Below are 24,639 nucleotides of genomic sequence, written 5' to 3'. Positions count from 1 at the left end.
AGATGGATACCCAGCAACCGATATTCAAGGATCAGAATTTTACGATTACGAGGGAATTGTTCATAAGCGGCAACGCCCGCTACGCGATACAGCACTTATGTTCCATCAAGCTTATCAGAACGAGAAGAACGATCCCTTATACGTTGCTTTTCCTGGAATTATTGCTTATGGTAGGCGGCTTCGGCTGGAATTACAAATTCCATTCCCTCGTCGCGTTGCTCGGAATCCTTGGCTTCGTAGCCAATGCTCTCGTTTATAGTCTCGTTAAGCCGGTACATAAGCTCTGGCTCGTCTTCTCTTCGGGGGAGAAGGAAATGATAGGCGTCACGGATTACGATTACCTCGAAGGCTTGGCGAACGCGTTCAGCCGATCGATCGTAGAGACGAGGCAACAACGGAACTTGATGATCAGCTAATCGCGCGAAGCTCGTTTCCGATCTCCGCGATAATCTCGAACGATCTTAACCGATCTTGATGGTCGTAGATTTGCGATGCGATGATCAGTTCGTCCGCTCCGGTCTCCGAAATGATTTCCTGCAACCTGCTTTTGACTTGGGCTTTGTCTCCGACGACCGCGAATCCGAACTGTTTGTTCAGCGCAGCTTTTTCATAAGGAGTCCATAATTCGTCCATATTGTCTACCGGAGGCGGCAATTGCCCGAACCGTCCCCTGATCATATTCAAGAAGGCTTGCTGCTGCGAAGTGGCGAGTCTTTTTGCTTTCTCTTCCGTATCGGCCGCGGTCACGCTCACTCCGATCATTGCATAAGGACGCTCAAGCGCTCCGGAAGGCTTAAAGTTGCCGCGGTACAATTCAAGGGCGGCATGCAAGTAGTCCGGGGCGAAATGGCTGGCGAAAGAGAACGGCAGACCTAGTTGACCGGCTAATTGGGCGCTGAATCCGCTCGAACCGAGCAACCAAATCGGGATGTCCAAGCCTTCGCCGGGAATGGCGCGAACGATGCTGTTCGCGGAGCCCGATTGCGGATTGAAGAAGGAACGCAGCTCGCTTAACAGTTCGGGGAAATCTTCTCCGCCTGCGCCGAGCCCGCGCCGCAACACGCGCGAAGCGGCTTGGTCGGAGCCGGGCGCCCTGCCGAGACCCAAGTCGATTCTTCCCGGATACAGAGACTCCAACGTGCCGAATTGTTCCGCGATCGCGAGCGGAGCATGGTTCGGCAACATAATGCCGCCTGAACCTACGCGAATCGAGTTCGTGCCCGCGGCGACGTGGCCGATCAAGACGGAGGTCGCGGAGCTGGCGATGCCCGGCATATTATGATGCTCGGCGAGCCAGAAACGGTTATAGCCCCATTTCTCGGCGTTGCGGGCAAGCTCGAGCGTATGGCGGAAAGATACGGCGGGCGTACTGCCTTCGACGATCGAAGCCAAATCCAACAGGGAGAAGGGAACTGGACGGAGAGAAGAAGCCGAACTTGCTGCTTGGGATGACATTAGGGTAATTTCCTCCTCATAATGGTCAATATATTGACTATAATTCAATGATATAAAAAGATAACACGAATTAACACGCGTCATTCGTCGTTCATGTTTTCGATGAGCTGGAGCAGGCAACGGTTAAAGGAAGCAAGCTCCTCGAGCCGCAGACGATCGAACGAAGACCGATTGCTTAGATTGCCGAAGCGATCCAAATGCGCCAATGCCGCCCTGCCTTGATCGGTAAGCTTCACCAATGTGATGCGGCGATCATCCCGAGCTTCGTAGGTTACGACGAAGTTGCCTTGCTTCAAGCGCTCGATCATGCCCGTCATGTTCTGCTTCGTCACGAGCGTGTTTTTCCCCAATTGTTTCAAGGACAAGTCGCCGTCGGCCAAGGCGGACAAAATAAACCATTGGTGGACGCTCGAAAGCCCGACCTCGGACACGAGCTTGCGCCCGATCCGCTCAAGCAGATTGGAGCATCGGAATAAATTAACGACTATACTTCCATGCAATTGTCCATCGTTGTCCAAGAGGGTTGCTCCAAAAGTCAATTTGTTGACCTTTATATTAAAGAATAAGGACGCCGATGTCAAACGGAGCACTAGCTCCGCGCGATATCGGCATCCCGTCGTAACCCTCTTTAATCTTTTGCCTCGAACGTGCTCGTGGCGTTCGCGAATAGGTCGCGCTTGCCGTCCATCCGGTTCTGCAGTGTCCAGAACAAAACTTGGTTATAATGTCCCTCGGACGAAACGACCGTCACGAGATAGACGATTTTCAATTTATCGATTTCACCGGAAATCTCGTATTGCAACGCCCGATTGCCATTGATAAGCGTTTCCTTGGAGTCGGTCACTTCGGCGTTCTCAAGCATCGCATCCATATTATCGGAAACCGCCTTCGAGTAATCCTCCAAGGTCGTCCCCGCCGCTAAATCCGTTTTGTTCTCTCGAATGACGACCATGTATTCTTCCTTGAACGCGTTCATAGCCTGAAGGGTCGCATCCTCCGACAGTTTTTGAGCATCGGTCCAGCCTTTCGGAATTTTGATCCGAACGTTGCCGTCTTCGCTTTTCTTCCATACGGTTGCCGTCGCGTCGCCTTCGGCTTTCGCGCTAGCCGATGCGTCGGCTTCCTTCAGCAGCTTAAAGGCGTGTATGACTTCCAGCATGGAAGCCTTGTTCGCCTCGAAATTGTCGGCGAGAGTCCAGGTCACGACTTGATAGTACGTCTCGTCCTTCTCCAGAATGGCGGCGATATAATGCACGTCGATCTCTGATGTGCGACCGGTCACTTCGAATAGCAGGGCAGGCGAGGAATCGACCGTCGTTTGTTGCAAATTGGATTCCTCGTAGCCTTCCAGTAAAGTCCGCGTGTTTTCGGTAAATACTTTTTTGTAATCATCCAACGTAGAATCGGCGGCCATGTCCGATTTGGGCGTTCGGTTGACCATCGCGTATTTCTGTTGCTTGCGATTCGCGATCCCGAGAATCGATAGCTTGCTGACCTGGGGATCTCTTTTCCACTCGTTGGATAACGAGAGTTGAACTTCTCCGTTGTCGGATACGAGCACGGAAGTCGTCGCTTCGTTCTCGCCGGTCGCGCAACCGGACAATAACACGAGTGCGAAGAGTGCGATAACGGTCACGAATAAAACGGGTTTGCGAGGCATGATCAATTTTTCCACTCCTAGAAAATAATACGAATATCTTACCTTATTTTCCCATGGAGGGCGACCTATTTTTATCCGTTCCGTCCGTGCGATCCCTTGAATTGTTCTGGGCTCAAGCCTTCCAGCTTGCGGAAAACGGAGCTGAAATAGCTCGGGTTATCGAATCCGACGCGCTCCGCGATATCCCTGATTTTCGCGTCGGGCTCGCGGAACATCCATTGCTTGCTTTTGTTGATTCTCTCCCGGTTAACGTATTCCATGGGGCGCATTTTCAAGCCGGTCTTGAATAGATGGCACAGATGTTGGACGCTGACGTCGATCGTATCCGCCATTTCGTCGATCGTGAGCGGGCGATGGCAGTTCGATTCGATGAAACGGATAACCGGGTGTAGTTTCGTTAAGTTGTGATCCGCGGACGGAGAGTCCGTCCATACGCTTTTCATCAGATCGAGGAGGAACGCGTATAACAGCTTGGAGCATTCCATGCCGAGAAATGGATTTCGCGCGAGGGACATCGTATGAATCCGCTCGAGATGGGCGATCATCCGTTCCGGATTCGAGAGGGTGAATACGCCAGATCTTGCGATACCGGCTTGCTGCAGCAAAGACGGAACAAGTCCTCCGTTAAACGACATCCAATGAACGCCCCAGTTCTCGCCGACGGGTTGATACAAATGTACTTCGCGGGGAAACAGGAAGAAGCCTTGCCCGGGTTTGACGGGTGAACGCTTGTCGCCTACGATCAGTTCGCCGCCGCCCGAATCGGCTTGTAGCCATTGATAATCCGGGAAACCCTCCGGCCGTCGCGTACGTTCCTGATGATCCCAATGGCCAATGCTGGTCAAATATAACGGAAGGTGAACGTCCTTCTCCGTAACGTTAGGAAACGATAGCTTATTCATAGATCATCGTCGCTTTCATATTTTGATAGTCATGCGAAAATATTTAAATATATTAAGAGATCAATCGAATTTATAATACGAATATAGTTACATTATGAATGGGAGTGTGCAACTTGTCCAAGTCAAAATGGGTTTATACGCCGCCGGCTAACGGCTATCCGGAATGGAACAACAATCCGACTATTTTTCAGCTTAACCGCATGGACGCTCACGCGACGCTGATCTCGCATCATTCATTGGAAGAAGCGCTGCGAGGCGATCGCAAGTCGTCCCAAAGCTATAAGTCTTTGAACGGCAAATGGAAGTTCTCTTTCGCCGAGAATCCGGACAAACGGATCGCGAATTTCTACGAACAACAATTCGATGCCAGCGGTTGGGACGAGATCGCGGTTCCCGCCCATTGGCAGCTGCAAGGATACGATTACCCGCAATATACGAACATCAGATACCCCTGGATCGACTCGGAGTCGTTAAAGCCTCCGTTCGCGCCGACGAAATACAACCCGGTAGGTTCCTATATTCGCACGTTCGAGGTGCCTGAGGGTTGGGAAGATCAATCCTTATTCATTAGCTTCCAAGGCGTTGAATCCGCGTTCTACGTATGGGTCAACGGAGAGCTGGTCGGATATAGCGAAGATACGTTCACTCCGGCCGAATTCGACCTGACGCCTTACGTCGTCGCGGGAGAGAACAAGCTGGCCGTGGAAGTGTATCGATGGTGCGATGCCAGTTGGCTCGAGGATCAAGATTTTTGGCGGATGAGCGGAATTTTCCGGGACGTTTATTTGTTTACGGCTCCTAGCGCGCATGTTTACGATTTCTTCGCTCATACGGATCTGGACGACGATTATCGGGATGCCCGATTCTCTATAGAAGCCAAGGTCGTGGATGAATCCGGCGCGGACACTGCGGGATGGACTGTGAATGCGGAATTGTTCGATGCCGATGGCAAGACAGTGCTCCCATTGCCTCTTAAGCTGGAAATCGTCAAGGGAACGAACGGCAAGTTCGAATTGAACGGTTCCGCGGAAGTTAAGAATCCGCTCAAGTGGAGCGCGGAACAACCGAATTTGTATACGCTCGTACTCGGATTGACGAACGCGGAAGGCGTAACGGTTCAATACGTAAGCTGCAAGATCGGTTTCCGTTCATTCGAGATCAAGGACGGGTTAATGCGAATCAACGGCAAACGCATCGAGATCAAAGGGGTTAACCGTCACGAATTTTCCTGCGATACCGGACGCGCGCTAGGCGAAGAGGACATGATCCGCGATATTTTGTTAATGAAAAGAAACAATATCAACGCCGTACGTACTTCCCATTATCCGAACAATCCGAGATGGTACGAGCTATGCGACGAATACGGATTATACGTGATCGACGAAACGAATTTGGAGACGCACGGTTCATGGATTTACGGACAACAGGAAGAATTCGACACGGTGCCTGCCAGCAAACCGGAGTGGAAGGATAACGTTATCGACCGATGCAATTCGATGATGGAACGCGACAAAAACCATCCATCCGTCATTATCTGGTCGTTAGGCAACGAAGCATGGGGCGGAGATAACTTCGTGCATATGCACGATCATCTGCGAGCGAAGGACCCTTCCCGCGTCGTCCATTACGAAGGCGTGTTTAACTGCCGCAAGTCGGAAGCGGCTTCCGACGTCGAAAGCCAGATGTATACGAAGCCATGGGATATCGAAGCGTACGCGCTTAAGATTCCCGCTCCAACGAAACCGTTCATCCTTTGCGAATATAGCCACGCGATGGGCAATTCTTGCGGCGGGCTGCATCGATATACCGAGCTGTTCGAGAAACATCCCATTCTGCAAGGCGGTTTTATCTGGGACTGGGTCGATCAAGCGATCCGCGTACAAGACGCGGACGGTACCTCGCATATGGCCTACGGAGGCGACTTTGGAGAGTCTCCGCATGACGGCAATTTCTGCGGCAACGGGCTTATTTTCGCCGATCGTACCGAATCGCCGAAGCTGCAAGAGGTCAAGGCGTGTTATCAGAACGTGAAGGTGTCGGCGGCGGATCTGGGCCAAGGTCGCTTTACCGTGACGAATCGTTTTCTGTTTACCGATTTGAATACGTACGATCTGAATTGGAAAATCGAGAATAACAGTGTAATCGTCAAAGAAGGCAAGACGGAAGTTCAAGCGGCACCCGGCGAAACGGCGACCTTGGATATCTTCCATGCCTATCCCGAACTTGCGAGTAGCACGGATGAGTATGTGCTGACGCTCAGCTTCGTTCTGAAATCCGCGACGCTTTGGGCGGACGAAGGGCATGAAGTTGCGTTCGCGCAATTCGTTCTTCCGATAGTAGCGCAAGCAAGCATAGCGGAATCCCCGGTATTCGAAGCCGTACGGACAGAACGGACAGGCGATCTCTTGGCGGCCAGCGGGTCGGGCTTCTCGGCGCGTTTCGACCTGACGACGGGAGATCTGGTATCCTATGCGGTCGGCGGAACGGAGCTGTTGCGAGGACCGCTAACGCCGAACTTCTGGCGCGCGTACACGGATAACGATAGAGGCAACGGACATCACGAGCGCAGCGCGATTTGGCGCGATGCGGGACTGAATCGGAAACTGGTGAAATGCACGGTCGGGCAAAATGGCGCCTCCGGGCTCGAAGTAATCGCCGAGTTCGTTCTGCCGACCGTACCGGCCTCCCATTGCCAAGTCGCTTATTCGCTTCGCGGCGATGGACGTCTCGGAATTCGATTCGATTTGGAACCGGGGAGCGGTTTGCCGGAAATTCCGGAAACGGGTATCCTGTTCGAGATGGACGGTTCATTCGATACGATTGCATGGTACGGCAGAGGTCCCCACGAGAACTATTGGGACCGTCGCGAAGGCGCGCGGTTAGGACTTTTCTCAGGCAAAGTGAGCGATCAAGTCGCTCCTTACTTACGACCGCAGGAGACCGGTAACAAAACCGACGTGCGTTACGCTACGGTAACGAATAAAGACGGCGCGGGCATTAGGATCGAGGGAGCGCCGGTATTCGAGCTTAACGCGCTTCCGTATTCTCCTACTGAGCTTGAGAACTATACTCACAACCACCTGTTGCCTGCTTCGGATAAAACCGTCGTCAGAGTCAATTACAAGCAAATGGGCGTAGGGGGAGACGATAGCTGGGGCGCGCGAACGCATCCGGATTATACGTTGCATGCTAACCGGACTTACAGCTATGCTTTTTCGTTACGGGGTATTCAAGGATAAAATAGGCTGAACATTTTCGCCGGAAGGAATTTGGTTCACGATGGGAATTCATTATAATGCCGAACATCGGCTGTTTCATTTGCAGAGTCCGAATACGAGCTATATTTTGCAACTAAACGAGAAAGGCGTTCCTATGCACGTTTATTGGGGGCGTAGGGTCGCGGAGGCTCCGTGGGACGGAATGATGGTTTTCCGTGAACGAGCGTCTTTCTCGCCGAATCCTTATCCGGAGGACCGCTCGATTTCCTTCGATACGCTGCCTCAAGAATATCCGTCCTACGGAACGAGCGACTTCCGTCATCCCGCCTACCAGGTTCAGCTCGAGGACGGTACGACGATTACGGAGTTGGCTTACGTTGGCCACCGGATATTGGCCGGAAAGCCGAAGCTGGACGGATTGCCATCCACTTACGCGGAAAAAGACGAAGAAGCGCAGACGCTGGAGCTGGAATTGGCGGATGCGGTTACGGGGTTAAAGGTCGTCTTGAGCTATACCGTGTTCGAGGAGCACGATGCGATCGCCCGGTCCGTTAACTTGACGAACGGCGGAGCAAAGACGCTTCGCTTGCTTCGCGCATTGAGCGGCAGCGTGGATTTCCGTCATGATCGTTATCACCTCTTGCAGTTGTCAGGGGCATGGGTTAGGGAGCGGGATATTATAAGAAGGCAAGTCGTTCCCGGCATGCAGTCCGTCGAGAGCCGCAGGGGCTCAAGCAGCCATCAGCAAAATCCGTTCATCGCGCTCGTCTCGCCGAACGCGGACGAAGACCAAGGCGATGCATATGGATTCAGTCTCGTGTATAGCGGGAACTTCGTCGCCCAAGCGGAAGTCGACCAATTCCGCACGACGCGGGTGTCGATGGGCATTAACCCGTTCGATTTCGAATGGAGATTGGAGTCCGGCGAGCAGTTCCAGACTCCCGAGTTGGTCATGGTTTATTCTTCCGAAGGAATCGGGGCCATGTCGCGTACTTACCACCGCTTATATCGGAATCGCTTGACCCGCGGAACTCATCGCGACCGGACGAGACCGGTACTCGTGAACAATTGGGAAGCGACTTACTTCCAATTCGACGCGGACAAGATTGAAGCGATCGCCAATGTAGGGCAAGATCTCGGAATAGAGCTATTCGTCTTGGACGACGGTTGGTTCGGATATCGGGATAGCGACGATTCGTCATTAGGCGATTGGAAGGTGGATTATCGCAAGCTGCCTGGCGGCTTGGCGGATTTGGCATCTCGCGTCAATCGGCTGGACATGCAATTCGGCTTATGGTTCGAACCCGAGATGGTTTCTCCGGATAGCGACTTGTATCGCGCCCATCCGGATTGGTGCTTGCACGTACCGGGCAGACGCAGAACGGAAGGGCGCAAGCAGCTTATTCTGGATCTATCCCGTCGGGACGTTTGCGATTACTTGATCGAATCGGTCGGATCCGTGCTGCGATCCGCTCCGATCGCATACGTGAAGTGGGATATGAACCGCAACATGTCGGAGATCGGCTCGGCCCTGGCCTCTCCGCAACGTCAGCGCGAAACCGCGCATCGCTATATGCTCGGGCTGTATCGCGTGATGGAGTCGATTACTTCGGAGTTCCCGCATATTTTGTTCGAAAGCTGCTCCGGAGGGGGCGGCCGTTTCGATCCGGGCATGCTTCATTACATGCCTCAGACGTGGACGAGTGATAATTCGGATGCGGTCAGCCGTCTGCGCATTCAGTACGGCACGAGCATCGTGTATCCGGTGAGCGCGATGGGCGCGCACGTATCCGCCGTACCGAATCATCAGGTGCATCGGATAACGTCGCTCCAGACGCGAGGAAACGTCGCTATGTCCGGCAACTTCGGGTATGAGTTGGATTTAACTCAAATGTCCGAAGAAGAGAAGAGCGAGGTTAAAGACCAGGTGAAGCAATACAAAGAAATTCGCCACCTGGTTCAATTCGGCGAGTTCTACCGGCTGCGTAGTCCGTTCGAAGGAAACGACACCGCATGGATCATGGTGTCCGAGGATCGTTCCGAAGCTTTCGCGGTTTACGTGAAAGTGCTGGCGGAACCGAATCCGCCTCTCGATTGGCTTTGCTTTAAAGGCTTGGATCCGAGCGCCAAGTATCGGTTATCCGGCAGCGATACGGTCTACGGCGGAGACCAGCTTATGTACGCGGGCGTTCCGATTCCCGATCTTCACGGGGATTACCAGAGCTGCGTTTGGCGGTTTGTGCGAGTATAACAGAGAATCCCTCGTCTTCGGCGGGGGATTTTTTTGTTGTCGCGGTTGGCCGTTATGCGGGATATTGCAAAACAAATGCGAGGATTTTTGTTTTGGCGTATTAATGATTGGGAAACTGCCCAGACTATGGTCGGAGGTGGTTGGTATGGAACAACAAAACGGCAAACAACAAATCGTCGCAGTCCGCAAAAACGGCGATGGAGACATCGTCGAGCTGCAGCTTTCCTCAGGCCAAGTCGTAGGTTACCAAGAAGCTCAGCGGATGGCCAAGAACGATGAAATCGAAAACGTCAACGTGTTCAAAGGAAGGGATGGAGACGAACACCTTCGCTCCGATCCGGACGGCCGCACGGACAATAACCTAGACAATCTGCCGACTTTCTAACGAAACGTCGCGCAACGACTCTAAACCGCCTTCGGGCGGTTTTTTGCATTCTTGCTGCGAGTTGAGGGAAGCTGTCGACTTTGCCAAAGCAGCTCACAGCACCCGAGTTACACGGTTTCGTCGACTAACTCCTTGCCAAAGCAGCTCATAGCACATGAGTTACACGGTTTCGTCGACTAACTCCTTGCCAAAGCAGCTCTAAGCACCAGAGTTCTCGATTTCGTCGACTAACTCCTTGCCAAAGTAGCTCTAAGCACCAGAGTTACTCGATTTCGTCGACTAACTCCTTGCCAAATCAGCTCTTAGCACCCGAGTTACTCGGTTTCGTCGACTAACTCCTTGCCAAAGAAGCTTACAGCACCCGAGTTACTCGGTTTCGTCGACTAACTCTTTGCCAAAGCAGCTCACAGCACCTGAGTTACACGGATTCGTCGACTAACTCTTTGACAAAGCAGCTCACAGCACCCGAGTTACACGGTTTGGTCGACTAACTCCTTGCCAAATCAGCTCTTAGCACCTGAGTTACACAGTTTGGTCGACTAACTCCTTGCCAAATCAGCTCTTAGCACCCGAGTTACTCGGTTTCGTCGACTAACTCCTTGCCAAAGAAGCTTACAGCACCCGAGTTACTCGGTTTCGTCGACTAACTCTTTGCCAAAGCAGCTCACAGCACCCGAGTTACTCGGTTTCGTCGACTAACTCTTTGCCAAAGCAGCTCACAGCACCTGAGTTACACGGATTCGTCGACTAACTCTTTGACAAAGCAGCTCACAGCACCCGAGTTACACGGTTTGGTCGACAAACTCCTTGCCAAATCAGCTCTTAGCACCTGAGTTACACGGTTTCGTCGACTAACTCTTTGCCAAAGCAGCTCACAGCACCCGAGTTACTCGGTTTCGTCGACTAACTCCTTGCCAAAGAAGCTTACAGCACCCGAGTTACTCGGTTTCGTCGACTAACTCCTAGCCAAAGTACCTCACAGCACCCGAGTTACACGGATTCGTCGACTAACATTTCCTCGGAGTGTAGCCTTCGCACGCAATTACTTCGTCTCAGCAACTAACTCGCCTACTAGATTATCTTTATTCCTCTGTTACCCTTACTTCGCGAAACCATTAACTTTTCCAGCGTCCACCCAAGTGGTGGTACGTACAACATGAGGTGCATATTTGCCAACCTCACCGAATTCCTCGCCTTATTAAAACATTCTCTTGCGATGACAGCGACACCACTGTAAAATAAACTTGTAAGCATGTACGTACAAGTTGAACTTATCATTCATTCATTTAGGAGGAACTTCCCTATGTTGCAATTGAAGCCTTATACGTTCTGGTTCGTCACGGGTAGCCAACACTTGTATGGACCTGAGACGCTGGAGGAAGTCGCGCTTCACTCTAAGGAGATCGCTGAAGGGTTGTCCCGGGATGAGCGAATTTCGTTCCCGATCGTATTCAAGCCTGTCGTGAAGACGCCGGAAGAAATCCGGGCGATCTGTATCGCGGCGAATTCAGACGAATCCTGCGCGGGTATCATCACTTGGATGCACACTTTTTCTCCGGCCAAAATGTGGATCGCAGGACTGTCCGAGCTTCGCAAACCGTTGCTGCATTTGCATACGCAATATAATCGCGACATCCCGTGGGATTCGATCGATATGGACTTCATGAATACGAACCAAGCCGCTCACGGCGACCGGGAATTCGGTTTTATCGGCGCGCGGATGGGTATCGCCCGTAAAGTCGTCGTCGGTCACTGGCAAGACCCGCAGGTTCTCTCCCGCGTCGGCGGTTGGGCAAGGACTGCCGTTGCATATGCGGAGAGCCGTCAATTAAAAGTGGCTCGCTTCGGAGACAATATGCGCCAAGTGGCTGTGACCGAAGGCGATAAAGTCGAGGCGCAGATCAAATTCGGCTGGGCGGTAAACGGATACGGCGTAGGCGATTTAGTCGAGCGGGTGAACGCGGTGACGGACGAAGCCGTCAACAAGCTGATGGATGAATATGAAGCACAGTACGAGATCGCGGAGGAAGGACGCAACCCCGGAGCTGTTCGGGACGCCATAGCTTACCAAGCCCGCATCGAGTTGGCGTTAAAGTCGTTTTTGGAGGAAGGCGGGTTTACCGCGTTTACGACGACGTTCGAGGATCTTCATGGGCTGGAGCAATTGCCGGGTCTCGCCGTTCAGCGCTTAATGGAGCAAGGTTACGGATTTGCGGGCGAAGGCGACTGGAAGACGGCCGCGCTCACGCGCCTCGTGAAAATCATCGCGGGCGGGGTGGATACTTCGTTCATGGAGGATTACACCTACCATTTCGAACCGGGTAATGAGCTCGTTCTCGGCGCTCATATGCTGGAAATTTGTCCAACGCTAGCCGCCTCCAAACCGCGCATCGAAGTGCATCCGCTCGGTATCGGCGGCAAGGCCGATCCGGCTCGCATCGTATTCGACGGCAAAGGCGGCTCTGCCATCAACGTGTCCGTCGTGGATATGGGCAATCGCTTCCGCATGATCGTAAACGAGGTGGAAGGCGTAAAGGTCGATCGCGAGATGCCGAGGCTTCCTGTCGCCCGCGTGCTCTGGAAACCGCAACCTTCGTTGCAACTCGGAGCAGAAGCTTGGATTCTGGCCGGCGGGGCGCATCACACCGTCTATTCCTTCGCGGTAACGACTGAACAAATGCAGGATTTCGCCGAAATCGTTGGCATCGAGTGCGTCGTCATCGACAAGAACACGACGCCTGTCCATTTCCGTAACGAGCTGCGTTGGAGTAGCATCGCTTGGAAGTAATCAGTAAGCGCCAGAAGAACGGAACGATGGCAGCGATAACGGTAAAAATTGCCGCTATTCTTACGTGCATTACCCATTTCAGGCGGGAAATGAAATATTAACGGCAAAAAATGCCGCTATCGACCTTTTGCAGATGAAAAGGGGGCGATTAGCGGCATTTTTTGCCGTTAAGATTTACTGCTCCAAGTTAACACGTTCCGCACGCCAACAAGTTACTCCCACACGCCTGCAGTTTAATTCCGAACGCCTGCAAGTTTAGCCCCCAGCCTACTTCCGAGGGGGAGACAGCAGATCCGGCTGCTTCGGAATGCGGTTGTTTTTGTTGAATTGGTAAATGCGGATGACTATGATCTTCAAAATGGCGTACAACGGTACGACGATGATCATACCGAGCGGTCCAATAATGGCACCGACGCCCAGAACGAGCAACATGATCGTCAGCGGATGGACTTTCAGTTGCTTGCCCATGATGCGCGGAGAGACGATATTAGATTCGATCTGGTTGGCGACGACGATAACCACGCACACCCATACAGCGTCGATCGGCGATACCGTCAATGCGACGATAATCGCGGGTACGGAGGCGAATACGGGACCGAGGTAAGGAATTACATTAGTGATCGCGGCAATTAACCCGAGCAGCAGCGGATAAGGCAAGTCGATGATTAAGTATCCGATGAACGCCAGCGTACCCATGACGAGCGAGGTGATGAGCTTACCCATAATAAAGGAGCCCATCGACAGGTCGATTTCTTTCATCGCCGCATGCGTTTCCTCTCGCAAGTGAGAGGGTACCAACTTTAAAACGGCGCTAGGGAATTTGTCCCCTTCGCTAAGCATGTAATAGATGATGAACGGCACGAGCCCTAACATGAGGAAGAAGCTCATCATGATATTGATCAAGCTGCGTACGCTGCCTACGACGGAATTCAGAACATCTCCGAGCGTCGTCGATAGCTGGGATGCCAGGTTCTGGGACGAGAATGTTTCGTCGGTGCTGATGCTGCGTACCCATTCGTGCTTCTGGAGGTTGAGCAGCCATTGGCGGACCGTCTCCACGATGTCCGGGAAGTTCTCGACGAGGTTCATAGACTGTACGCGAATCGGCGGCCAGATGAGCCAGGAGAACAAGTACATAAACCCAAGCATGACCAAGTAAACAATGACGATCGATAGGGATAGGGGCAGCCACTTAGACAACAACCGGACGGGCGGACGCAAAATGTAGTAGAACATCCCCGATACGAGAACCGGAATGAACAGGGCCGCGAACACGGCGCCGATCGGGTTGAACAAGTAATCCACTCGTTTCGCCAAGTAGGCGATCAGCAAGATGACGATAATTCCGTAGCCGATGCGAAACCATTTTCCTTGCGGCATATGTATTCCTCTTTCCATAACGAGAGTTATTAACCTAATTATATTACTACAATTGTAACTCTGTCAGGCTATGATGAAACGTTGGAACGCCGAATCAAACGTGAATATCGCAAGTTAACGCCGCATAAACATAGTTCGTCGCGGACGGGGAGCCCGCCAACTTTCTTACGACTTTTTTGAAAATGAGGTGAATCTTTTCATTGTTTTCGTTATAATAAGTGTAAGTTTCATGTAATTTGTTAGAAATGTTAACAGGCAGTTAACGTTGTTAACATTCCGTTAATCATTCTTCTCGTTTCGCAGCAAGCCCTATCCGTCGGGAGGTGACTTTGCATGCAGGCTTCGCCGGTTTTGGTTTCTTCCGACGACCTGTACCTGTTCAATACCGGGCAACTATTCCGCGCCTATCGCACTTTCGGGGCACATCTGGCAGAAAGAGAAGGTCAGTCGGGCGTGCGTTTCGTCGTATGGGCGCCGAACGCCCGAGAAGTGAACGTCGTCGGAGATTTTAACGGTTGGAACAGCGACTACAGAATCGTCGACTTGGCACAGATCGGAACGACCGGCGTATGGGCCGGATTCGGTCCGGGCCTGGGCGAAGGTGCCCGCTACAAGTACGAGGTCGCGAGCGCAAACGGCGAGAAGATGCTGAAGTCCGATCCGTTCGGCTTTCAAAGCGAACTTCGGCCTAGCACCGCTTCCATCGTGACTTCGCTCCATCACTACGAATGGCACGATCAGGACTGGCAATCGTCCGGCAAGAGTCGTGCTCCCTATGAGAAACCGATGCTTATCTATGAGGTACATCTGGCTTCGTGGCGCATGGATGGCCCCGAGCAATTCCGCGATTACGGCAGGTTAGCGGATGAGCTTGTCGATTATGTATGCGGTCTAGGGTACACCCACATTGAATTGCTGCCGATTACCGAGCACCCGCTCGATCGTTCTTGGGGTTACCAGGCAACCGGATATTACGCGGCAACGAGTCGCTACGGTCCGCCCGAAGGCTTGCAGAAGCTCATCGATCGTTGTCACGGACGCGGTATCGGAGTACTTCTGGATTGGGTATGCGGCCATTTCTGCAAGGACGACCACGGCTTAAGATTATTCGACGGCTCGCCATTGTACGAAAACGCGGATTACCGCCGGGCGGAGAAACCGCTGTGGGGTACGCTGGCTTTCGACTTCGGCAAGCCGCAAGTACTCAGTTTCCTCCTCTCCAACGCGTTATTCTGGTTGGACGTCTATCATATCGACGGACTTCGGGTTGACGCCGTTGCGAGCATGATCGATATGAATTTCGATAAACCCGATTCGATGCGAACGGTGAACCGTTACGGCGGAACCGAAGACATCGAGGCGCTTCATTTTCTGCGCAAGCTGAACGAAACCGTATTCCGCTACTATCCCGAAAGCCTCATGATGGCCGAAGATTCATCCTCCTATCCCGCAGTTACATCGCCTACGTATGTCGGGGGTCTCGGCTTTAACTACAAATGGAACATGGGTTGGATGAACGATATGCTCCGCTATATGGAGACCGACCCTGCACACCGATCTTCCCGCCATTCTCTCATCACTTTTTCTCTACATTATGCATTCTCCGAAAACTACGTTTTACCTCTATCGCACGACGAAGTCGTACACGGCAAACGCTCAATGCTCAACAAGATGCCCGGAGCGTATCCCGAGAAATTCGCCAATCTGCGGTTGTTTTACGGTTATTGGATGACCCATCCCGGCAAGAAACTGCTCTTCATGGGCGGCGAATTCGGTCAATTCGACGAATGGAAGGACTACGCCGGCTTGGATTGGGATCTTCTGCGATATCCGCTGCACGACAGCATGCTCCGTTACATGGAGAGATTAAACCAAACCTATCGGCACTATCCGGCCCTATGGGAATCGGATCACAAACCGGAAGGTTTCGAATGGATCGACGTGAACAATGCGTCGCAATGCATGCTTACTTTTCAAAGAAACGGCAATTCATCGGAGTCATCGCAACCGATCGTCACGGTATGCAATTTCTCGCGGGAAGCCTATTCCGTCTATCGGATCGGAGTCGCCCGTCCGGGTTGCTACAATCTCGTATTGAACAGCGACGAAGCCGACTTCGGGGGCTCGGGCTCGGCCATGCCATCCCGCGTATCGTCGACGGACGTTCCCTTGCATGGCAAACCGTATAGCATCGAAGTTCCCGTTCCCGCTTTATCCATCCAGCTATGGCAGTCAGAGACAGCATGATCAGGCTCGAAGATCAGCAAGCTTATCACACGGCACGTAACTTGGAGAGGAGTGAAGTTCATGCGCAAGAATGAGTGCATCGCGATGCTGCTTGCGGGCGGGGAAGGTCGCCGTTTGGGCGTACTAACGAAGGATTTAGCCAAACCCGCTGTTCATTTCGGAGGAAAATATCGCATTATAGACTTCACCTTGAGCAATTGCGTGCATTCCGGAATCGAAACCGTGGGCGTACTCACCCAATACCAACCGCTCGTCTTGACGCAGCATCTCGGCATCGGAACGCCATGGGGACTCGACCGGCGCGAAGGCGGGATGCACGTGCTTCCTCCATACGTTCGCCAGAAGGGCGGCACTTGGTACAAAGGCACGGCCAATGCCATCTATCAGAATCTCGGCTTCATTGAACGCTACGACCCCGAATACGTCCTCATTATTTCCGGAGATCATATTTATAAAATGAACTACGACCTCTTGCTTGAAGCCCATAAGAAAAATAAAGCGGACGCGACGATAGCCGTTATTAGCGTGCCTTGGGCGGACGCAAGCCGGTTCGGTATCCTTAGTGTCGATGAAGAAGGGCGAGTTGTCGAATTCGCGGAGAAACCGAAAAAACCGACGAGCAATCTCGCTTCCATGGGCGTCTATATGTTCAACTGGAAGGTACTGAAAGAAGCGTTAGTCCGGGACGAGTCCGATCGCCAGTCCTCCAACGACTTCGGTAAAGACATTATTCCGACGTTGCTAGGCGATGGAGCGCGCTTGTTCTCCTATCAATTCAACGACTATTGGAAAGACGTCGGAACGATCGATAGTCTATGGGAAGCGAATATGGATTTGCTAGAAGACCAACCGTCGTTGCAGTTAAACGATCGTTCCTGGCGGATCTTCTCGGCGAGTCCTAACCAGCCCGCCCAATATGTGGCGCCTACGGCGAAGATTCAAGGCTCGCTCGTGAACGAAGGCTGCGTCGTGGAAGGGCAAGTGAATCGATCCGTGTTGTTCTATGGAGCGCGCGTCGGCGAAGGCAGCGTGGTCGAAGATTCGATTCTGATGCCGGGCGCCAGCATCGGTCGCGATTGCCGCATCATTCGCGCGATCGTCGGCGAAGGCGCGGTCGTCGGGGACGGTTGCCGCGTCGGCAGCTTGGAAGCGGAAGATATCGCGGTCGTCGGAAGCGGAGAAACGATCCGCCCGGAGGCGGAGCTTAAGGAGGCGGAGCCGGTATGAAGTTGTCGATGATGGGTGTTATTAATTTAATTCACGAGGCGGACGAGATGGAGGCCCTGACCGCTAACCGTTGCTTGGCGACGGTTCCGTTCGGGGGACGTTACCGGCTCATCGATTTCGTTCTCTCTTCGATGGTCAACTCGGGCATACCGAGAGTCGCCGTATTCGCGCATCGGAAGTTTCGTTCGCTCATGGACCATCTGGGGTCGGGCAGCAACTGGGATCTTCACCGCAAGCAAAGCGGGTTGTTCGTAATTCCTCCCTCGATGGAGGACCAGACGGATTTCGGCAAAGGGGATCTCTATCATTTCTACCGGAACCGCGATTACTTCGCTAGAAGCACGGTCGATTACGTCGTTATCGCACGCAGTCACATGGTATGCAACGTGGATTTCGCGAAAGTGCTGGAGCAGCATAGGGAAACGGGCGCGGACGTAACGGTCGTCTGCAAGAACAGTCCCGAAGGAATGCCGGGCCTTGCCCGCAAAGCGAAAGTAAACGGAGCAGGCAGAATCGTCGAGATGCAGGATCACTTCGGCAGGCTGGATAGCGACATCGTGTCGATGGAGATGTACGTCCTTAACAAGGAATTGCTTCTAGATCTGGTTGATACGTCCTTGGCGCAAGGCAGGGATCATTTCGTCCGACATTCGATTTTGTCCCGTCTCGAACAATTGCAGGTTCACGCCTACATGCACGAGGGAGTGCTCGGCGTCGTCAATAACATCGCGGCCTATTATCGGCATAGTATGGAGCTTCTGCAGCCGGACATCTGGCGCGAGCTGTTCTTCAAGCCGGGCTCGATCTACACGAAGGTTAAAGACGAACCTCCGACGCATTACCGCAGCGGGGCGGACGTCTCCCATTCGCTGATCGCGAACGGCTGCGATATCGAGGGCACCGTGACGAACAGTATTTTGTTCCGCGGCGTTAAGGTAGCTAAGGGGGCGGTCGTTCGCAATAGCATCGTCATGCAGAACGGCGTAGTCGGCGAGAACGGCTCCTTGGAAAATTGCATCTTGGATAAAGAAGTCGAGATCCGTCCGATGCAGCAGCTCAAAGGTTCGATCGAGATGCCGTTCATCGCGCTGAAGCGCAAAGTCATATAATCCGGAGGGACACATGCGGGTAATGTTCGCGGCATCCGAAGCGATGCCGCTGGTAAAAACGGGAGGGCTGGCCGACGTCGTCGGCGCCCTTCCCAAGGCGCTGGCCAAGTGCGGCGTCGACGTAACCGTCGTATTGCCGAAATACGGCGAAATTCCGAAAGCGATCGCGGATGCCGTGACCACGATCGCGATCATGGAAGTCCAGCTTGGATGGCGCAGGCAGTATTGCGGCATTCAGGAAGTGACGGTCGACGGCGTTCGGTTCTTGCTCATCGATAACGAGTTTTATTTTAAGCGGGGCTACTTGTACGGATACGGCGACGAAGCGGAGAGGTTCGCCTTCTTCAGCTTCGCGGTGCTCGAAATGTTGGACAAGCTAGAAGTTATGCCAGATATTATCCATTGCCACGACTGGCAAACCGGGTTGATCCCTTTCCTATTGAAGACGAGGTACGCGAATCGGCCGGGTTATCGGGACATACGTACGGTGTATACGATCCATAACCTGCAATACCAAGGCGTCTTCTCGCGGGAATTATTGCAGGATTTGCTGGCGACCGGAGACGATTCCTTCACGGAAGACAGCCTCGAATTCTACGGGGCGGCGAGTTGCATGAAAGCGGGCATCCGGTTCGCGGATAAGCTGTCGACCGTCAGCAACACCTATGCATACGAGATTCAGACCGAAGCCTACGGTGAGAAGCTGGACGGCGTTCTCCGGCAACGCTCCCACGACCTATGGGGAATTATCAACGGGATCGATACGGAAGTATACGACCCGATGAACGATCCGCACATCGCCGTTCCGTACCGGGATTCATTGGCCAAGAAAAGTCAAAACAAAACCGCTTTGCAGCAAGAGCTCGGATTGCCCGTCGATGCTAGCGTCCCGATGATCGGAATCGTCTCGAGACTTACGGGTCAAAAGGGTTTCGACTTGATCGCGGACATCCTTCCGACCTTGTTGAAGGACAATCTTCAACTCGTCGTACTCGGTTCCGGAGAACCCGGCATCGAGGACATGCTAAGGGAGGCACTGCGCATTCATCCGCGCAAGGTGGCTTTATGGTTCGGGTTTAACGAGGGATTGGCGAGGCGCATCTACGCGGCTTCTGACATGTACTTGATGCCGTCGAGATTCGAACCGTGCGGATTAAGCCAACTGATCGCGCTGCGGTATCGGTCCGTACCGATCGTCCGGGAAACAGGCGGTCTGGTCGATACGGTGGAGCCGTACAACGAATTTACCGGAACGGGCACGGGATTTACGTTCGGGCCTCCGACCTCGCACGATCTGTTGTTCACGGTCCGCCGGGCTTTATCTTTCTACGGCAAACCCGAACAGTGGGCGACTATCGTGGCCAATGGCGGAAAACAGGATTATGGGTGGGACGCTTCAGCCCGTCTCTACAATAAACTATATAGAGAAGTTGTCAGCTAAGAAGGAGAGGGATCGTAATGGCTCGTCATCTAGTCATCGGAAATGGAAAAATGCTCGTTAACTTAGACAACAATTGTTATATTCGCGATGTTTATTTTCCCTTCGTCGGGCAGTTGAACCACGTCGGCGGGCATGCTTGCCGTGTCGGGGTATGGTGCGACGGCGCGTTCGCATGGCTGGAAGACCCGGAATGGATCTTCGATCTCGGATACATCGAAGATTCTCTCGTCACGAACGTGACCGCTCGCCATGAGCGCCTTGGGATCGAGTTGCAGTTAAACGACGGAATCCATCAGAGGGAATGCATTTATCTGAAACGAGTCGTCGTCCGCAACTTAGGCGATACGGAGAAGGACGTCCGGATATTTTTCCATCATGACCTGATGATCGACGGCAACGAAGTGGGCGACACGGCCGCGTTCTATCCCGGTAACCGCACGTTGTTCCATTTCAAACGCTCCTCCTATTTCATGTTTAACGGCAAGTCGGAGATGGGCGGCATCTACCAATTCTCGACCGGGATCAAGCGATTCCATTCGGCCGAGGGAACTTGGCGGGACGCGGAGGACGGGGATCTCATGGGCAATGCCATCGCTCAAGGCTCCGTCGACAGCACGATCAGCTTCCGTACGAACGTCCCTCCGGGCAACGAGAGGACGGTTTATTATTGGATGTCCGTCGGCTCCGACATGGAAGAAGTCAAACGATTAGATCAATACGTGCAAGAAAGCCATCCGGAGAAACTGCTCAGCCGGATCGTCATTTACTGGAATCATTGGTTGTCGCGCGTAGGGGATAGCTTCGGGGATTTGCCGGCTCAAGTCGTTCGCCAGTTTAAGCACAGCTTGCTCATCGTTAGAACTCAGATCGACGAGCGCGGTGCCATCTTGGCCGCGAACGATACGGATATTCTTCAGTATAACCGGGACCACTACAGCTACATGTGGCCGCGAGACGGCGCGCTGATCGCCGACGCGATGTCGTTGGCGGGGTATCACGGGACGATCTCTCCTTTCTTCCATTTCTGCGGGAAGTACCTATCGCCGGAAGGTTATTTGCACCATAAGTACAATCCGGACGGTACGGTCGGCTCCAGTTGGCATCCCTATGTCGTGAACGGAGTTCCCCGCTTGCCGATCCAAGAGGACGAAACGGCGCTCGTCCTGTACGCATTGTGGAAGGATTACGCGCGTCATGGGGAAATCGAGTTGCCTCAAGCGTTGTACGGAGCCTTGATTCGCAAAGCTTCCGAGTTTCTGTGCTCATACATGGAACCGGATTTGGGGCTACCTAAGCCGAGTTACGATCTGTGGGAAGAACGTTACGGTATTTGGACGTATACGGTCGCTTCCGTGTATGGGGGCTTGATGTCTGCGGCTTACTTCGCCGATCTGTTCGGCGATTACGACCGCAGCGATCAGTACCGCGCCGTCGCGGAGCAGATCAAGCAAGGGATCGTCACGCATCTATGGGACGAAGAAGCGGGACGTTATGCGCGCGGCATCGTTTTCCAGGATGGAAAATGGGAGAAGGACATGACGCTGGAGAGCAGCTTGTTCGGACTTTTCGAGTTCGGCGTGTTCCCGGCGGAAGACGATCGGGTGTCTCGGACGATGTGGGCGATCTCCGATCAATTGCGAATTCACACGGACGTAGGCGGCATCGCAAGATATACGAACGATTACTACTTCCGCCAATCCGAGGATATCGCCAAAGTGCCGGGAAACCCTTGGATCATCTGCACGCTATGGGTCGCCAACTTTCAGATCGAGATCGCCAAAACGGTCGAGGATTTGGAAGAACCCAGAAAAACGTTGGAGAAAGTTACGACATTCGCCTTGCCCGGCGGGAATCTTCCGGAGCAGGTGCACCCGGAGACGGGCGAGCCTCTCTCCGTCGCGCCGCTCACTTGGTCCCATGCGACGTACGTGTCGACGGTGTGCAAGTACGTGCGCAAGCAGGAGCAGTTGACGTCCCCAGCGGGGGCGGTTGTCGGCTCGAATAAGCCTAATGTTGGCTGGGTGTAAGTCGTAACTTGAAGTATGCTTCAAGTCAAAGAGCCGCTATCGTGAATTCCATACGTTGAGCGGCTCTTCTTTGCGTGCGGTAAAGCCCCTTCGGATGTTACAATGGAGAGGATGAGTTTGGATTTATTTAGTAGCGGGATTGGCTTACATAGAAGGGAGATAGAATGGGAATGGACTATCGGCCGTTAGGAAAGACGGGAATAAACGTAAGCGAGATCAGCTTCGGTACGTGGGCGATCGGGGGCTCTTGGGGACAAACGGACGAGAGCGAGTCGCTTCGCGCATTGGATAAAGCGATGGACGAAGGCGTCAACTTCTTCGATACCGCGGACGTCTACGGGGACGGCAAAAGCGAGCGCTTGCTGGCGCAAGCGACGAAAGGCAAGACCGACCGCATCGCCGTCGCTACGAAGTTCTGCCGCGCCGGAGATATTCACGATCCGGCAACGTATTCCGAAGCGCGCGTAAGGGAATGGTGCGAAGCCAGCTTGAATCGTCTTGGACGCGAGACGATCGATCTGTATCAGATCCATTGTCCGCCGCTCGCAATCTTGAAGGAAGGATCCGTGTTCGGCGTTCTGGACAAGCTTCAAGCCGAAGGCAAGATCCGCGCTTACGGGGTAAGCGTGGAAAGCGTGGAAGAAGGGCTGTATTGCCTGGAACAGCCGGGCGTTCAAGCGCTTCAGATTATTTTTAACCTTTTCCGTCAGAAGCCTATGGCGGAGTTGCTGCCCAAGGCGCAAGAACGCGGCGTAGGTTTGCTTGTTCGTCTGCCGCTCGCGAGCGGTTTGCTTACGGGCAAGTTCTCGGCGGATGCTGCCTTCGAAGCGGAAGACCATCGGAACTTTAACCGCGACGGCCAGCATTTTAACGTCGGCGAGACGTTCGCGGGTTTGCCGTTCGTCAAGGGCGTCGAGCTGGCGCGAGAACTTGCTTGGATCGCCGATGGACGCGATAGCATGACGCGCGCTTCGTTGCGGTGGATTCTTGATCAACCGGAGATTACATGCGTAATTCCAGGCTTCAAGAACGCCCGTCAAGTCGAAGACAATCTCGCGGCGCAAGGCGTACCGTCGTTTACCGAGGAAGAGAAGACTCGGCTAAGAACATTCTATGAAACGCAAGTTCATCCGCACATTCGCGGGTCCTATTGAACTAGAGTTAGTTAATAGACTAGTTTGTTGAATTCAAATCCTCATTCCTGGTTGTCTTCCGGGGATGAGGATTTTTCTGTCGAGGCTGAGCGAGACTCGGTTAGCAAAATAGTTTGACTAACTCCAACTGCAGCGCACCCAAGCGACGCGTTTCCTTCCCATATAAGAAATAGATTCATAGATTTCAGAGCAAGCAAGTTCTCGCGTTTTATCGGGACAATCTTCCAAAATTATGATAAAATATAGTTAAAAAGTCCCTATAATCATAGTTCGATAGACGTAGGGTGGAAGAGGTAGATTTCCGATGTTTAGAAGGGTGCGCGCGGCGTTTGGCATTCGCGACGAGGAGGGCTTCACGCTTCTTGAAATCTTGGGCGCGATTACGATTCTATCCGTGGCCTCACTGGCGATGACCGGTTTTTTCGTGAACGCGATGTCGCACGCCAAAGGCAATCAGAATAAGACGGTCGTCGTTAATCTGGCCAGGAACGCGCTGGCTTTCGTAGAAAAACAAGATTTCGAGCAGTTCAAAGGTTATTTCTCCAAACACCCGTCCTTGACCACCATGGGCTGCAACAAAAACGGCGAAGGAGCGAATTCCGTCACCTGCATCGGCAAGACGGATTCGGTCGAAGCGACCGATTCGGCGGCTCTGTTTAATCGGATTCCTTATTTGCTGGATGTCCTGTCTCCTAGCGTGAACGGCAGGGATTACATGCTCGAAGTCGAGTTGGAAACGGGAATGTTCCCGGCGTCGGATGCCGCGGATAACGTCGACTTGACCAAGTATTTGATTCCGATCAAAGTCGTCGCGGCAAGCAAGGAGACGAACGGAAATAAACGGGATCGCACGGAAGTGGAGGGATACATCTCGAATGAGAAAATTCGCAAACCGATTGAAGGATGACCGGGGAATGAGCTTGATCGAGGTTATCGCTTCGCTAACGTTGCTCTCGCTTGTCATGGCGACGATCTACGGGGTCATTACATTCGGATTCAACTCGTATCATCGCGTTACGATCGAAAATTCGTTGCGAGACGAAGCGGACTTGGTCATGTCATCGATTATTACGGAAATGTATAAGTATGGTCCGGACGAAGTGTCCGTGCCCAGCAATGCTTCGGTAGGAGTGTCGCTGAGTAAGACGGTTGACGGAAGGCCGGCAGATAAGCACTCCATTCTAATCAAAGACGGAAAAGTGTATATCGGGTTGGGAGAAGGGGTGTTAGTGGAGCTGCAATCTCGAATTTCTTCCGATTCCAGTATTACAGTGGACTGCGGCGGACTTTCGAAATGCAAGACGGGTTTGGTGGACATCAAGCTCGTGCTGGAGCAATCCTACGCTAACAAGCCGCAAAAAATGAAGCTGGAAAGCAAATTCGGATTCTAGGAGT

At 53.0% G+C, this 24,639-nt stretch carries 18 protein-coding genes; 13 read left to right on the top strand and 5 right to left on the bottom strand.

Features of this window, described 5'->3' with window-relative positions; translation table 11 throughout:
* The first annotated feature begins 2 nt into the window (after positions 1–2).
* Positions 3–416, top strand: a complete 414-nt coding sequence (locus D7Z26_RS04420) for a DUF6232 family protein (RefSeq protein ID WP_120974848.1) — start codon at positions 3–5, stop codon at positions 414–416.
* On the opposite strand, the gene D7Z26_RS04415 is transcribed toward D7Z26_RS04420, so the two are convergent.
* The 4 genes from D7Z26_RS04415 to D7Z26_RS04400 all read right to left on the bottom strand — a co-directional run bounded on the left by D7Z26_RS04415 (position 409) and on the right by D7Z26_RS04400 (position 4,017).
* Positions 409–1,455 carry an LLM class flavin-dependent oxidoreductase gene (locus D7Z26_RS04415; RefSeq protein WP_120974847.1) on the bottom strand — a complete coding sequence of 349 codons (1,047 nt, stop codon included), beginning with the start codon at positions 1,453–1,455 and terminating at the stop codon, positions 409–411. The two genes, D7Z26_RS04420 and D7Z26_RS04415, sit on opposite strands and share 8 nt — an antisense overlap.
* Before the next feature lie 80 nt (positions 1,456–1,535).
* Positions 1,536–1,973 carry a MarR family winged helix-turn-helix transcriptional regulator gene (locus tag D7Z26_RS04410; protein WP_158602188.1) on the bottom strand — a complete coding sequence of 146 codons (438 nt, stop codon included), beginning with the start codon at positions 1,971–1,973 and terminating at the stop codon, positions 1,536–1,538.
* 110 nt (positions 1,974–2,083) lie between these two features.
* Positions 2,084–3,121 carry a hypothetical protein gene (locus D7Z26_RS04405; protein WP_120974845.1) on the bottom strand — a complete coding sequence of 346 codons (1,038 nt, stop codon included), beginning with the start codon at positions 3,119–3,121 and terminating at the stop codon, positions 2,084–2,086.
* 65 nt (positions 3,122–3,186) lie between these two features.
* The gene (locus tag D7Z26_RS04400) at positions 3,187–4,017 is read right to left on the bottom strand and encodes a helix-turn-helix transcriptional regulator (protein WP_120974844.1); all 831 of its coding nucleotides are present in this window, start codon (positions 4,015–4,017) and stop codon (positions 3,187–3,189) included.
* Positions 4,018–4,130: 113 nt separating this feature from the next.
* Between D7Z26_RS04400 and D7Z26_RS04395 the strand changes: the two genes are divergently transcribed.
* From D7Z26_RS04395 to araA, 4 genes are all read left to right on the top strand, one after another.
* Positions 4,131–7,256, top strand: a complete 3,126-nt coding sequence (locus D7Z26_RS04395) for a glycoside hydrolase family 2 TIM barrel-domain containing protein (protein ID WP_233566609.1) — start codon at positions 4,131–4,133, stop codon at positions 7,254–7,256.
* Between the two features lie 40 nt (positions 7,257–7,296).
* Positions 7,297–9,486 (top strand): alpha-galactosidase, encoded by a 2,190-nt coding sequence (locus D7Z26_RS04390; RefSeq protein ID WP_120974842.1) that lies wholly within the window; start codon positions 7,297–7,299, stop codon positions 9,484–9,486.
* Between the two features lie 145 nt (positions 9,487–9,631).
* The gene (locus D7Z26_RS04385) at positions 9,632–9,871 is read left to right on the top strand and encodes a DUF3892 domain-containing protein (protein ID WP_120974841.1); all 240 of its coding nucleotides are present in this window, start codon (positions 9,632–9,634) and stop codon (positions 9,869–9,871) included.
* 1,303 nt (positions 9,872–11,174) lie between these two features.
* Positions 11,175–12,659: an L-arabinose isomerase gene (gene araA / locus D7Z26_RS04380; RefSeq protein WP_120974840.1), complete on the top strand. Its 1,485-nt coding sequence runs from the start codon at positions 11,175–11,177 to the stop codon at positions 12,657–12,659.
* A 267-nt stretch (positions 12,660–12,926) separates the two neighbouring features.
* On the opposite strand, the gene D7Z26_RS04375 is transcribed toward araA, so the two are convergent.
* The gene (locus tag D7Z26_RS04375; protein ID WP_158602187.1) at positions 12,927–14,039 is read right to left on the bottom strand and encodes an AI-2E family transporter; all 1,113 of its coding nucleotides are present in this window, start codon (positions 14,037–14,039) and stop codon (positions 12,927–12,929) included.
* A gap of 333 nt (positions 14,040–14,372) precedes the next feature.
* Here D7Z26_RS04375 and glgB point away from each other — a divergent pair, with 333 nt between their 5' ends.
* The 8 genes from glgB (at position 14,373) to D7Z26_RS04335 (ending at position 24,635) form a co-directional block, all read left to right on the top strand.
* Entirely contained in the window at positions 14,373–16,286 is a 1,914-nt protein-coding gene (glgB, locus tag D7Z26_RS04370; RefSeq protein ID WP_120974838.1) for a 1,4-alpha-glucan branching protein GlgB, read from the top strand.
* A 60-nt stretch (positions 16,287–16,346) separates the two neighbouring features.
* Entirely contained in the window at positions 16,347–17,513 is a 1,167-nt protein-coding gene (locus D7Z26_RS04365) for a glucose-1-phosphate adenylyltransferase (protein WP_120974837.1), read from the top strand.
* Positions 17,510–18,622 carry a glucose-1-phosphate adenylyltransferase subunit GlgD gene (gene glgD, locus D7Z26_RS04360; protein ID WP_120974836.1) on the top strand — a complete coding sequence of 371 codons (1,113 nt, stop codon included), beginning with the start codon at positions 17,510–17,512 and terminating at the stop codon, positions 18,620–18,622. Before D7Z26_RS04365 ends, glgD begins: the two co-directional genes overlap by 4 nt.
* 13 nt (positions 18,623–18,635) lie before the next feature.
* Positions 18,636–20,063 carry a glycogen synthase GlgA gene (gene glgA / locus D7Z26_RS04355; RefSeq protein ID WP_120974835.1) on the top strand — a complete coding sequence of 476 codons (1,428 nt, stop codon included), beginning with the start codon at positions 18,636–18,638 and terminating at the stop codon, positions 20,061–20,063.
* Positions 20,064–20,080: 17 nt separating this feature from the next.
* Positions 20,081–22,090 (top strand): glycoside hydrolase family 15 protein, encoded by a 2,010-nt coding sequence (locus tag D7Z26_RS04350; RefSeq protein ID WP_120974834.1) that lies wholly within the window; start codon positions 20,081–20,083, stop codon positions 22,088–22,090.
* 170 nt (positions 22,091–22,260) lie between these two features.
* The gene (locus D7Z26_RS04345) at positions 22,261–23,244 is read left to right on the top strand and encodes an aldo/keto reductase (RefSeq protein ID WP_120975024.1); all 984 of its coding nucleotides are present in this window, start codon (positions 22,261–22,263) and stop codon (positions 23,242–23,244) included.
* 304 nt (positions 23,245–23,548) lie between these two features.
* The gene (locus D7Z26_RS04340) at positions 23,549–24,151 is read left to right on the top strand and encodes a type II secretion system protein (protein ID WP_120974833.1); all 603 of its coding nucleotides are present in this window, start codon (positions 23,549–23,551) and stop codon (positions 24,149–24,151) included.
* On the top strand, positions 24,120–24,635 hold the full coding sequence (locus D7Z26_RS04335; protein ID WP_120974832.1) for a PulJ/GspJ family protein: 516 nt from the start codon (positions 24,120–24,122) through the stop codon (positions 24,633–24,635). Before D7Z26_RS04340 ends, D7Z26_RS04335 begins: the two co-directional genes overlap by 32 nt.
* Positions 24,636–24,639 lie beyond the last annotated feature (4 nt).

The sequence above is a fragment of the Cohnella endophytica genome, assembly GCF_003628305.1.
GTDB lineage: Bacteria > Bacillota > Bacilli > Paenibacillales > Paenibacillaceae > Cohnella > Cohnella endophytica.
The sequence above is the reverse complement of the archived record's forward strand: the minus strand, read 5'-3'. Positions and strand labels throughout refer to the sequence as shown.